Here is a 12672-nt window from a genome sequence, read left to right as displayed (position 1 = left end):
ATGTGGCATATTTTTGACCGTTTATGACGGTCAATGAGACTAGCAAAGGCACTAAAAAAGCCGCCGATCTCAACATCTCTGTTGATCTCAGCGGCTTTTCTCATTTCATCTGGTGGAGCGTAGGGGGATCGAACCCCTGACCTCAAGATTGCGAACCTTGCGCTCTCCCAGCTGAGCTAACGCCCCAGAACGAACATATAAATGATACCACATTTTGGTGAGATATGCAAATAAAATGTTAAATTTGCGGAGGCGATGTTCGCGAAGACGCTTTCCGATGCGAAGACGCGTTACGAGAAGCTGATCCTGAAACAGAGGATGCAGGAAGAAAAATAAATCAAGGAAGTGTCCGCTACTGGCGGAGGACTTCGTGAGGGGGGCTAAGGCCTCCCTTTTTTGATGCCGTCCTGCATTCCTTAAGAATGCAATAAATATTCATCGAAGATTAGAAATGAAATCAAAAATCTGATATAATACCTAAAATAATTCCGGGAGCGGCTGAATAGCGACAAAATAATTCAACTTCATAAACCGTGCAGCTCCTTTCCAAGAACCATATCGTTGAAAGGAAGATATCTATGAAGAAGAAGAGTTGGTTCGGGGTGCTGCTCGCGCTTGTTATGGCCGTCAGCATAATGTCCCAGGGGGCGGCGACGGCTGTTTTTGCCGAAGGATCCGCAAAGCAGGTGGATACGAAGATAACTCAGTTCAAGATCCTGAACTGGCAGAAGGAAGAGGCGAACAAGGTGTTTTTCACCGATTCCTTTTATCTGAAGATGGACTGGGATGCCAGCGGCAATGGGGCAAATCTCCATCAGGGAGACTATTTCGAGGTGACTCTGCCTGACCAGATGATATTCCCGTCTGATTCCGCAGCTGTTGATTTCAACCTATACGCACCGGATGGAACGAGCGTGCTCGCCAAGGCCCACGTCACTCCGAAGAACGACGGGGGAGGCACCGTGAAGGTGACCTTCACCGACTGGGTGGAAAACAAATTCAATGTAAAGGGCGACATGTACCTCGCCGCCAGATTCAACACCACAAAGATCACGCAGAACGAACAGAACACTTTTCCATAACCGTCAACGGTAACGTTACGGGAAGCAATACCTCCACGGAGATCGGGATCATCGGCCAGAGCGACATCCACGACGAATATCTGAATAAGTGGGGGATGTCCGTGCAGGGCAAGCCTGACAGGGCCGCCTGGGCCGGCAGGATCAATCATACTGGTGCCACTTTACACAACGTGGTGATCACGGACACGCTGGGTGATTCTGGAGAGACCTACATCCAGGACAGCTTTCAGGTCCGCCAGGTCGTATATGACTCCAAAGGCAACATTTCGAAGGAAATAAAAAAGCTGGATCTCAGCAATATCCTGACCTTCTCTCAGGACGGAAGCTCATTCACTCTGGATCTTGGAGACCTGAACGGAGAGCAGTTCAAGATCTACTATGAGACAACTTACACATCGGGGACGACTCTGAAGAATTCTCTGAAGCTCACGTCCACTGAGAAGACCAAGGAATACGTGGCCACCCACAAAGCCGCCCAGTCCGGCGGTTCCGGCGCGGGGGACCTGGCCAACAAGATCAAGGTCATCAAGGTGGACTCTGAAAATACGGAGACAAGGCTGGCGGACGCAAAATTCAAGATCACCAGCGCAACTGACGGAAAAGAGTACACGATAATCACCAACGCCAACGGCGAGGCGGTGACCGAAAAGCTTCCCGCCGGTACCTATACGATCCAGGAGGGAAAGGCTCCTTTCGGCTTCCAGCTTAACAACGACAAGATCACAGTCAAAGTGAAGGACGGGGATGCTGTGATACAGACCGTAAAAGACGTTCCGGTGAAGACATCGGTATCCGTCACCAAGAAGTGGAAGGGCGGAACGGGAGGCAGCGTTCAGGTAGACCTGTATGCCGACGGAGTGAAGGTGAGGTCACAGAAGCTGTCCGTGGAGAACGGCTGGAAGTACACCTTCACGAACCTGAACAAGTACAAGGACGGCAGGAATATCGAGTATACAGTAAAAGAGGAACCGGTGCCTGGCTACAGGTCTGAGATCTCCGGCGGTGCGGAAGATGGTTTCGTGATCACCAACACCAGGGAAGAGGTCCCTGTAAAACCTCAGACAGGAGACGGCAGTAACGTGCTGCTCTACGGCGGACTGCTGGTGGCTTCCGTGGCCGCGGTATTCATCCTCAGAAGGAGGACCTCATCCCATAAATAATGTGTCATCGTGTGTCTCCAGGCACGTTTCTCGTCGATGCATTCTCATCCGCCGCATCTGCAGCGGATGGCTCTTTCTGAATATATCAGACTTACCTGACATATCGACATACGGAAAAAGCCGGCCGGCATCGTCCGCAGCAGTTTGCGGAAGGTGCGTCTGCCGGCCTTTTCTTTTCGCGGGGCATGGCGGCATGGCCGGGACTGCTGCGCAACTCGACCAAAAAAAGAGCGCCGCATCTTGCGACGCTCTTATGTTATCGAATACGGTTTCCAGGCACTTGTCGTACCGGGAACTCTGTATCCTCTTGTCTGGAACTACTTCTCCAGAGGCTCTGTCTCCTTCTTTACGAACTCAGCCAGCTCGTCGTCAAGCTTGTCCAGGATGCTGTCTCTTACCAGCTGGTTGTAAGCGTTGACCCATGCGATCTCCTCTGCTGTGAGCAGATCAGGGTCGATGGCCTCTCTCTCGTAAGGAACGAACGTGATAGGCTCGTTTACGATGAAGCCGTTCTCATCGTTTTCGAAGAGGACTTCGTTCTCTATCCTGACGCCAAACTTGCCATCCAGGTACATTCCTGGCTCATCGGACATGATCATGCCAGGCTCGATGTCGATCGGAGTAGGAACTCTTCTCAGCACGTTAGGTCCCTCATGTACGCAGGAAACGTGACCGATGCCGTGGCTCAGGCCGTGCTTGAAGTCCATGCCGACATTTCTCAGCGGCTGACGGGCGATGGAGTCGAGCTGGATACCTGTCATATCAGGTGTCAGCTTGGCCGTTGCCATTGCGATGTGGGACTTCAGAACCAGAGTGTAGATGCGCTTCATCTCAGGAGTGATCTCGCCGAGAGCGATGGTCCTCGTGATGTCGGTCGTTCCGTCCATGTACTGCCCGCCGGAATCCATGAGGAGGAATCCCTCTGGGGCCAGTGCCTTGTCCGTCTCAGGAGTAGGGGCGTAGTGGATGATCGCGCCGTTCTCGTTGTATCCGGCGATGGTCTCGAAGGACAGGTCAAATGCGCCCTGTTCTCTTCTGCAGGCCTCGAGGTAATCTGCAGCCTTGATCTCTGTGAGAGGCTGAGTCTTTACGGCTTCCTTCACCCACTTGATGAACTTCACCATAGCGCAGGCATCTCTGATGTGGGCGCCGATGGTGCTCCTGATCTCGGTCTCGTTCTTGATGATCTTCATGGTCTCCTGAGGAGTGGAGTCATCGATGATGTCCACGTTTCCGGAAACGCTGTTGTACAGTGTGTAGTTTGCGGAGGCTGTGTTCAGCCACAGCTTGCTGTCCTCAGGCAGTTCACCTACAGCCTTGTAGATGTCACCGTATGGCTCTACTTTCACGTAGCTCAGCCTGTCAGGCAGCTTCTTTCCAGGAAGCTCGTCAAGAGCGCCGTCCATGAGGAACAGCCTTACGTCTTCCTTATCCTTGCCGATGAGCATGAAGGAGAAGAATACAGGAGTGTATGCAACGTCAGCACCTCTCAGGTTCAGCGTCCAGGCTGTTTCCATGAGGTCGGTGACCAGCAGGTAGTCGGCACCCTTCTTTTCCATCTCCGCCCTTACGTCGGCCAGCTTCTCTTCAGTGCTCTTTCCTGCGCTCTCGATAGGGAAATCCCAGAGCTTGCTCGGAACGATGGCAGGTCTGTCTGCCCAGATCTCTCCGACCAGATCCTTGTCGGACTTGATGGAAGCACCCAGCTCTGTCAGCTCATCCTCGATGGCCTTGCCGGCAGCTGCCGAGAGGACTCTTCCGTCGAATCCCAGAACGAATCCAGGTTTCTTCTTGGCCAGGTCGATCAGGAATTCGTCAACTGTAGGAACGCCCGGCTCAGCCATTCTCATGAGCTGGATCTCAGACCCTGCCAGCTGAGTCTCTGCCTGGAGAAAATACCTTCCGTCAGTCCAAAGATAAGCGCCCTCGTCATCTACGATGAGTTCTCCTGACTCTCCGGTCAGGCCGCTCATGAACTCACGTGCCTTGAAATAATCGTTTACATATTCCGAGCTGTGGAAGTCGCCGGATGGAACGTAATACACGTCTATCCCGTTTTCCGCCATCTTCTTGCGAAGCTCAACTACTTCTTTCTTCATGTTCATACCTCTGCATAATGCATTGTAAATCAACAAGATGTAAAATACCCGACCCTGCCGGTTAGCAGAGTCTTATCAGTACTGCTAAATTATAGCACAGAATCCTTAACAGTAAAGGAAGAGAAGGTGCGGGCAAGCCCATGTTACCATGCACTTTTATATGGACATGACAGATACTGTTGACATAAGCATTTAATGAGATTAATATTTAACAGCACAAAATAATTAACAAAATTAAATATTTTGCAAGACAATATTTACGGAGGGCAAATTGAATCAGTATCACAAGCGGCTTATGAGGATAATAGACGATGTCAAGCACCTCGACATCTGGAGCATTATCCCGGATCTGAACCGGCCGGAGCAGACGGTGATGCACGCCATAGACAGGTGCAGCAGAACAGATCTCCCTCAGTGGAAGGACATCCACAGAGAGATGCGTCACAGGGAAGACCCTGACGAGATCATGGAAAAATGCCGTGACGCTTATATGAACGTGAGCGGCTGTCCGGGAGAAGGCACGAGAGATGTCAGGGTGTCCGATCTGGTGCTCGTGACCAGGATGCACATGCCTGCGATATCCAGGGCGCTGAGGGAGCTCGAGGCAAAAGGCCTCATAACGCGCCACACCGACAGCGCCGACAGGCGCCAGACAATCGTACAGCTCACAGATGAAGGACGGAAAATGGTCGCCCGGGATACGCGGGAGATCGACGATTACATAGAGGCGGTATTTGCCGCATTCACAGAAGAAGAACAGGAGGAGCTCATACGGCTCCTCACCAAGATGAAGGATTCAGCTGCTGAAGAGCTGGAGATCAGGAGGAAGAGAGTTTGAGAAATCTTATCAGAAACATGAAGCCCTACAAGGGATTCGTCCTGGTTATGCTTGTCCTGCTGATAGTCCAGGCCTGGGCGGACATGTCCATGCCTCAGTACACCTCGGACATCATCGACACAGGTATCCAGAACAAGGGAATAGAGCACCTCCTGCCGGAGAAGATACTTGAGGACGAATACGAGTCAGCCCAGATCTTCATGGACGACGGGCAGAAGTCAGACTGGCAGAATGCCTACAGAAAGACAGACAAGACGGTGAAGGGCAAGACTGTCTACCAGATAAAAGACCTTTCAGAGGAAAAGCTGGACAGCCTGGATGACGAGCTGCTCACACCGATAGTCCTCACATATGAACTGGGTCACATGTCGGTGTCGCAGTACAAGAAGATCCTTGTACAGTCCATGAGCAAGAATCCGGCGACCGCACAGATGGTATCACAGATCCAGGGTATGACCATAGATCAGATCAAGGCCCTGCCGAACATGAACATAAAGACCTTTAAGGCAAAGGACGAGAACGGCAAGGTCAAGACCTACGTCGACGCCAGGCCCGCAGTACAGAGCCTGATAGCATCCGGAGCTATGGACGACAATGCCATCCAGCAGATGAAGGATCAGAACAACAAGGTCATCTCCAAGATCGGAGACGAGACTCTTAAGTCCATGGGGATAGCTTATGCTTCAGATTGCAGCAAAAAAGCCGGGGTCGATCTCGACAAGGTGCAGATGGACTACCTGTGGAGGTGCGGCGGCCGCATGTTCCTCATGGCCGGACTGATGCTGGTCGTATCTGTGATCGTGGCACTCTTCGCCTCGAGAGTCGGCGCGAACATCGGACGTGACCTGCGGAGCAAGGTTTTCTCAAGGGTCATGAAATTTTCCAGCGCGGAGATGTCCAAATTCCAGACGTCATCTCTCATCACCAGGGCCAGCAACGACGTTCAGCAGGTCCAGATGGTGTCCACAATGATGCTACGCATGGTGCTGTACGCTCCGATACTGGCTGTATGGGGCATAGTAAAGGTGGCACAGACGAAGGCTCAAATGAACATGGTGATCGTAGGTGGCGTTCTTACCATCATGACCGTGGTGCTGATCCTGATGGCCGTCGCTCTGCCTAAGTTCAAGATAATGCAGAAGCTGGTGGACAAGCTGAACGGAGTGTCCAGAGAGATACTGACGGGGCTTCAGGTGATAAGGGCTTTTGGAAGAGAAGATGTCGAGGAGAAAAAATTCGACAGGGCCAACCAGGAACTCAAGAAGACCCAGCTCTTCACCAACAGGGTGATGACGTTCATGAGTCCGATCATGACTCTCATAATGTACGGCCTCACGGTCATCATAACCTGGGTGGCCGCCCACAGGATCGACTCCGGAGATCTGCAAGTAGGAGCCATGACGGCGTTCATCACATATTCGATGATAATCGTCATGTCCTTCATGATACTCACCGTGATGTCCATAATCCTGCCGAGGGCTGGCGTAGCTGCCGACAGGATACAGGAGGTCATCACAACGGAGCCGACCATACTGGACAGAGAGGATGCAGGCACACTGGATGTTTCCAGTGGAGAGGTGACATTCTCACACGTGGACTTCAGGTATCCGGATGCAGATGAGAACATCCTCACGGACATAAACTTCACGGCAAAGCCGGGCGAGACCACGGCTATTATCGGAAGTACCGGGTGTGGGAAGAGCACGCTGGTGAGCCTCCTGCCGAGATTTTACGATGTGACGGGAGGAGCCATCACCATCGACGGACAGGACATAAGAGACGTTTCAATGAAGTCCCTGAGAGAGAACATCGGCTTCGTCCAGCAGAAGGGGATCCTCTTCTCCGGGACGATCGCTTCCAACCTGAGATTCGGCAACGACGAGGCCTCCGATGACGTGATCAGAGAGGCGGCAGAGACCGCCCAGGCCACGGAGTTCATTGGGGAAAAAGAAGATGGCTTTGAAAGCTTCATCGCCCAGGGCGGCTCCAACGTTTCCGGCGGTCAGAAGCAGCGTCTTTCCATCGCGAGGGCTATCGTCAAGGCGCCGAAGATAATGGTGTTTGACGACAGTTTCTCCGCACTGGACATGAAGACCGATGCACAGCTCAGGAAGGCCCTTGATAAACAGGAAAAGGATGCCACCAAGATCATTGTCGCACAGAGAGTTGGTACCATTCTCCACGCTGAGCAGATAATCGTGCTGGACGACGGGGAGATCGTTGGCAAGGGCACCCACGAGGAACTCATGAAGAATTGCGAAGAGTACAGGCAGATCGCTGAATCTCAGCTTTCCAGCCTCGAGTTAGAAGGGAGGGCGTAATGGCAGAGAACAGAGAAAATGAAAAAAGAATGAGCCATAACCGCCGCAGACCTCCGGCCGGCGGCCCTCACGGAGGGGGCTTCGTGGGCGCAGAAAAGCCGAAGAACTTCAGGAAGTCTCTGAAGGATATCCTGAATTACATGGGAAAATATAAAATCGCGGTCTTCGTGGTCATCATATTTGCCGCTGCGGCCACGGTATTCCAGGTAGCAGGACCGAAGATAATGGGACATGCCACCACGGAGCTGGCGGAAGGTCTGATGAGAAAGATACAGGGAACTGGATCCATCGACTTCGACAAGATCGGTAAGATCCTTCTGTTCACCCTTGGATTGTATCTGTTCAGTGCCCTGTGTAACTTCATTCAGGGCTGGATCATGACGGATGTGTCCCAGAAGGTGGTCTACAACCTGAGGCGTGAGATCTCAGAGAAGATCGACCGCATGCCGGTAAAGTATTTCGAGAAGCAGCCGTACGGAGAGGTCCTGTCGAGGATCACCAACGATGTGGACACCCTTGGAACGGGGCTGAACCAGAGCATCACTTCGGTCATAACATCAGTTGCGACTCTGGTGGGCATAGTGGTGATGATGCTGACCATTTCGCCGCTGATGACACTCATAGCGCTGATCATGATACCGCTGTCCACCGCACTCATCGCGGTGATAGTGAAATTTTCCCAGAAATACTTCAAACAGCAGCAGGACTATCTTGGAGTGATAAACGGACAGGTGGAGGAGAGCTTCGCCGGTCAGCAGGTCATCAAGGCTTATAACAGGGAAGACCAGACACTTGAGGAATTCAACAAGGCAAATGACGTGCTGTTTCAGTCGGCATGGAAGTCCCAGTTCCTGACCGGAGTCATGCAGCCGGTGATGATATTCGTGAGCAACCTGGGATATGCCGGAGTGGCCATCTCGGGAGGCATACTCGCCATCAGGGGCGTCATCGGCATCGGAGATATCCAGGCCTTCATTCAATACGTAAAGAACCTGACTCAGCCGCTCCAGACCATCGCCATGGTGATGAACCAGGTGCAGTCCATGGCTGCAGCTGCGGAGAGGGTATTCGCCTTCCTGAGAGAGGAAGAGGAGGTGCCGGAGAGTACCAGCCCTGTAAAAGAAGAGAATATCAGGGGAAAAGTGGAATTCGATCATGTCGCTTTCGGATACAATGAAAACGAAATGGTCATCAAGGACTTCAGCGCTGTGGCAAGGCCGGGACAGAAGGTGGCCATCGTCGGGCCGACCGGAGCGGGCAAGACCACCATGGTGAAGCTCCTCATGAGGTTCTACGATGTGAACAGGGGAGCCATAACTCTGGACGGTCACGACATTCGTGACTACACGCGGCACGATCTCCGGTCTAACTTCGCCATGGTGCTGCAGGACACATGGCTTTTCCAGGGGACCATCATGGAAAACATCAGATACGGCAGGCCGGACGCCACCGATGAGGAGGTCATTGCGGCGGCAAAGGCGGCCAGAGCACACAGGTTCATCAAGACCCTTCCGGGAGGCTATAACATGGAGCTTACCGAGGATGCGTCCAATATATCCGAGGGACAGCGCCAGCTCCTGACCATTGCAAGGGCAATGCTGGCGGACAGGAAGGTGCTGATACTGGACGAGGCCACATCCTCTGTGGACACCATGACCGAGGAGAGGATCCAGGAGGCCATGGACAGGCTCATGAAGGGTCGGACCTCGTTCGTCATCGCCCACCGACTGTCAACTATCAAGAATGCTGACACCATCCTTGTAATGAACCACGGCGACATCGTGGAGCAGGGGACTCACGATGAGCTTCTTGAAAAGGGTGGTTTTTATGCAGACCTCTACAACTCGCAGTTCGATGACGTGGAGGAGGCGTCATGATCGGGAGGCGATCTGTAAAAGAGTGCGCTGCTTTGTAAATTGCTTTGCAAAAGATCTTCAGGAAATCATAAGGCAAAATTTCAACTGGACTTAATTGCATGTGAATAAATACACAAGACTCGTAAAATCACGCAATTTGTCGGATGAGGTCCACTTTACCACAATCAAATTTCGGCGAATAAAGCGTGCATAAATATTAATAAACTGAATACATATTTGGTATGTGATATAATTACCGGGAAAAAACAGCGCCATATGTGACGGAAATGTGCATTTTTTTGCAATATGCATATCAAATTTTAACAGTCAAGGGGTATTATAGCGAAAAGGATTGAGACTTGGAGGTGTATTTATGGGTGCAAGAGGAAAGGAGACAACAGCTGTAACGATGCGGCTGCCTCGCGACCTGGTCAATCAGTTTGACGAATTTGCAAGGAATATGGGGGCCGACCGGAAGACGCTTGTCCAGATGTTCATGAAGAAGTGTGTTGACAATCAGAAGCTGCCTTTTGACACGTCGGTAAGTGGCGACGGAGCCGCGTCCGGCGAGGGAACAGCTTCCAGGGATGATCTGAGAAAGGCCATAAGGAGCATCCTGGCCGAAGATGAGGCTGCTGGAAAACTTCCCGGATCCCTGTCCAGAGCTTTCTTCGAAGAGGACGACGAGTAGCTCGTCTCCCGGATCTGGTGGTATCAGGGGAGCCGCAGAGATCCATCGACAGACAAAAACATCTCACGATATTCGCATACGTGCGCGTATCGTGAGATGTTTTTTTACAATATGCCGCAAACGCTTCCGGCCTTATTTCATCGAGGGGTTCGGAAGCACGGGCCTGGTGTCCCATATCATGTCCGCATAGTTCCTGATGCTTCTGTCCGCGGAGAACCTGTCCGCGTAGGCGATGTTTTCGATGGACATGGAATTCCAGCGCTGCCTGTCTTCATATGCTGCAGCCAGCTCGTCGTGGGCCCTGCAGTAGTCCTTGAAGTCCATGAGGCACATGTACGGGTCGGCAATGCTATATGTAGGCTTCAGCAGGTATTCCTTTATGTTGCTGAAGGACACGCCGCCGAATCCCCTGTCGAGGCTGTCTACAGCGGCCTTGAGGACCGGATCGGAGCTGTAGATCTTCGATGAGTCGTAGCCGCGGTGCAGGCAATCTCTGACCTCGTCTGCGGTCATGCCGAAGATGAAGATGTTGTCAGGACCCACGGCTTCTCTGATCTCCACGTTAGCTCCGTCGAGGGTACCTATGGTGATGCCGCCGTTGATCATCATCTTCATGTTGCCGGTACCGCTGGCTTCCTTTCCGGCGAGGGAGATCTGCTCGGAGACCTCGGTGGCCGGCATGAGCTTCTCCGCAATGGAGACGCTGTAGTTTTCAAGGAAGACAACACGCAGCTTGTCGGAGACCGCCGGGTCGCTGTTGATCTCGTCCGCCAGCTTGTTTATGAGCTGGATGATGAACTTGGCGTGGTAGTAGGAAGGGGCCGCCTTAGCTCCGAAAATATAGGTCTCAGGGCGCATATCTATATTCGGGTCGGCCTTGATGGCCTGATACCTGGAGATGATCCTGAGCACGTTCAGAAGCTGCCTCTTGTACTCGTGGAGGCGCTTTGCCTGTACTATGAAAATGGAATCCGGGTCAGGGGCGGATCCCCACTGTTGCCCGATGAAGTTGGACAGGCGGACCTTGTTGTTCCTCTTTATCTTTTCCACCTCTTCCTGGACTCCCACGTCCGACCTGTACGCGGCAAAGAGCTTGAGCTGAGAGGAATCCAGCCTGTAAGCGCTTCCTATGCAGTCGTCCAGCAGGGACGCCAGCTCGGGGTTCGCCTGGCAGAGCCAGCGCCTGTAGGCGATGCCGTTGGTGACGTTGGTGAATTTTTCCGGGGTCGCCAGATAGAAGTCGTGGAAGACGTCGTCCTTCAGTATCTGGGAGTGGAGCTTCGAAACGCCGTTCACCTTGTGGGAGCCGATCACGGACAAGTTTGCCATGCGCACTTCGCGATCCTGGAGCACAGCCATGTAATCAACTTTTCCCGAATCTCCCGGGAACCTGCTGAAGGCCTGTATCCTGAACCGCCTGTCGATCTCCTGGAGTATGCCGTAGATCCTCGGCATCATGGACTGTACGAGACTGGAATTCCACTTTTCCAGGGCCTCTGCCAGCACGGTGTGATTCGTGTAGGAAACGGTGTTGGAGACGATCTCCCAGGCCTTTTCCCAGCCCATGCCGTAATCGTCCATGAAGATCCTCATGAGCTCAGGCACCACGAGGGCCGGGTGGGTGTCGTTGATGTGGATGGCCGTCTTCTTGTGGAAGTTGTCCAGGGTGCCGTAAAGGTGGAGCTGATCTCTCACGATGTTCTGGCAGGAAGCGGAGACCATGAGGTATTGCTGCTTCAGCCGGAGCTCCTTGCCTTCCGGAATGTTGTCTGCAGGGTAGAGGACCTTGGTGATCATCTCAGCACTGTTGGTCCGCTGGGCGGCCTTCGTGAAGTCGCCGCTGTTGAAGGCGTTCATGTCGAAGCTGCCGGAGCTCCTGGCGGACCAGAGGCGCAGCTTGTTCACTGCGGTGGTGCCGGAACCGGAGATGAAGAGGTCGTAAGGCACGGCTTCCACGGTCTGAGGGTCGGTCAGGGTGTATTTCAGCTGGCCGTTCTCCCAGTATTCGTGGTAGTCACCGTAGAAATTCACTTCAAAGGTGTCTTCTTCCCTTGGATTCAGCCATACTCTCCCGCCAGGGAGCCAGTTGTCCGGGAATTCAACCTGCCAGCCGTCTACGATCTTCTGCCGGAAAAGGCCGTATTCGTAGCACAGGGAGTATCCGGTGGCATCGTAGCCCTGGGTGGTGAGGGCGTCCATGAAGCAGGCCGCCAGTCTCCCCAGGCCTCCGTTGCCAAGGCCGGCGTCCGGCTCCTGATCGTAGAGGACCTGAGGATCCATGTGGATCTCCCGGAGCAGATCCTCGGCCATGGCCTGCTGTCCGAGGTTGTAGAGGTTGTTCTTCAGGGACTGGCCCATGAGGAACTCCATGCAGATATAATAGACTTTCTTTGTCTTGTCAGTGGACTTCTGGACGGATTTGCGCTTGTCGTTATAGGCCAGGCGCATTTCTCCCAGCTCTCTGTTGATGAGCTGAGCGATAGCCTGATACATGTTGGCAGGCGTAGCGTTCTTCAGGTCCGTGTGAAGAATGTTTGTGAGATATGTCTCCACCTGGCCTCTGAAATACGAAGGATCGTTGTATTTGTTTGCTGCTTTTTTCTCCATTATCGAGATACCCTTTCT

At 52.9% G+C, this 12672-nt stretch carries 8 protein-coding genes and 1 tRNA gene; 6 read left to right on the top strand and 3 right to left on the bottom strand.

What is annotated here, in order from left to right:
- Positions 1-110 precede the first annotated feature (110 nt).
- Positions 111-186, bottom strand: a tRNA-Ala gene (locus BQ7382_RS00620).
- A gap of 392 nt (positions 187-578) precedes the next feature.
- Between BQ7382_RS00620 and BQ7382_RS00615 the strand changes: the two genes are divergently transcribed.
- Together BQ7382_RS00615 and BQ7382_RS00610 are read left to right on the top strand one after the other, a co-directional pair.
- Complete coding sequence (locus tag BQ7382_RS00615) at positions 579-1082, top strand: Ig-like domain-containing protein (RefSeq protein ID WP_077389861.1); 504 nt, start codon at positions 579-581, stop codon at positions 1080-1082.
- Entirely contained in the window at positions 983-2242 is a 1260-nt protein-coding gene (locus BQ7382_RS00610; protein WP_328587306.1) for a Cna B-type domain-containing protein, read from the top strand. Before BQ7382_RS00615 ends, BQ7382_RS00610 begins: the two co-directional genes overlap by 100 nt.
- A 317-nt stretch (positions 2243-2559) precedes the next feature.
- Here the strand turns inward: BQ7382_RS00610 and BQ7382_RS00605 are convergent, their stop codons facing one another.
- Positions 2560-4341: an aminopeptidase P family protein gene (locus BQ7382_RS00605; protein WP_159437173.1), complete on the bottom strand. Its 1782-nt coding sequence runs from the start codon at positions 4339-4341 to the stop codon at positions 2560-2562.
- A gap of 271 nt (positions 4342-4612) precedes the next feature.
- Here BQ7382_RS00605 and BQ7382_RS00600 point away from each other — a divergent pair, with 271 nt between their 5' ends.
- The 4 genes from BQ7382_RS00600 to BQ7382_RS00585 all read left to right on the top strand — a co-directional run bounded on the left by BQ7382_RS00600 (position 4613) and on the right by BQ7382_RS00585 (position 10047).
- Positions 4613-5179, top strand: a complete 567-nt coding sequence (locus BQ7382_RS00600) for a MarR family winged helix-turn-helix transcriptional regulator (RefSeq protein ID WP_144082045.1) — start codon at positions 4613-4615, stop codon at positions 5177-5179.
- On the top strand, positions 5176-7500 hold the full coding sequence (locus tag BQ7382_RS00595; RefSeq protein WP_235847903.1) for an ABC transporter ATP-binding protein: 2325 nt from the start codon (positions 5176-5178) through the stop codon (positions 7498-7500). Before BQ7382_RS00600 ends, BQ7382_RS00595 begins: the two co-directional genes overlap by 4 nt.
- Positions 7501-7529: 29 nt before the next feature.
- A complete protein-coding gene (locus tag BQ7382_RS00590; RefSeq protein ID WP_408633457.1) occupies positions 7530-9377 on the top strand; it encodes an ABC transporter ATP-binding protein in 1848 nt (615 codons plus the stop codon).
- Between the two features lie 352 nt (positions 9378-9729).
- Positions 9730-10047 carry a hypothetical protein gene (locus BQ7382_RS00585; RefSeq protein WP_077389846.1) on the top strand — a complete coding sequence of 106 codons (318 nt, stop codon included), beginning with the start codon at positions 9730-9732 and terminating at the stop codon, positions 10045-10047.
- A gap of 132 nt (positions 10048-10179) precedes the next feature.
- Here BQ7382_RS00585 and BQ7382_RS00580 read toward each other — a convergent pair whose 3' ends face one another.
- Entirely contained in the window at positions 10180-12654 is a 2475-nt protein-coding gene (locus BQ7382_RS00580) for a glycogen/starch/alpha-glucan phosphorylase (RefSeq protein WP_077389844.1), read from the bottom strand.
- Between the last annotated feature and the right edge of the window lie 18 nt (positions 12655-12672).

It is taken from the genome of Mobilibacterium timonense (assembly GCF_900155555.1).
Lineage (GTDB): Bacteria > Bacillota > Clostridia > Peptostreptococcales > Anaerovoracaceae > Allobaileyella > Allobaileyella timonense.
Note: the sequence above shows the minus strand (reverse complement) of the source record. Positions and strands in the feature narration are given on the sequence as shown.

What these genes read in the sequence shown, in the direction of transcription:
- BQ7382_RS00615 (WP_077389861.1), top strand. Translation starts at nt 579, where the DNA reads ATGAAGAAGAAGAGTTGGTTCGGGGTGCTGCTCGCGCTTGTTATGGCC.
- BQ7382_RS00605 (WP_159437173.1), bottom strand. Translation starts at nt 4,341, where the DNA reads ATGAAGAAAGAAGTAGTTGAGCTTCGCAAGAAGATGGCGGAAAACGGG.
- BQ7382_RS00590 (WP_408633457.1), top strand. Translation starts at nt 7,530, where the DNA reads ATGAGCCATAACCGCCGCAGACCTCCGGCCGGCGGCCCTCACGGAGGG.
- BQ7382_RS00585 (WP_077389846.1), top strand. Translation starts at nt 9,730, where the DNA reads ATGGGTGCAAGAGGAAAGGAGACAACAGCTGTAACGATGCGGCTGCCT.
- BQ7382_RS00580 (WP_077389844.1), bottom strand. Translation starts at nt 12,654, where the DNA reads ATGGAGAAAAAAGCAGCAAACAAATACAACGATCCTTCGTATTTCAGA.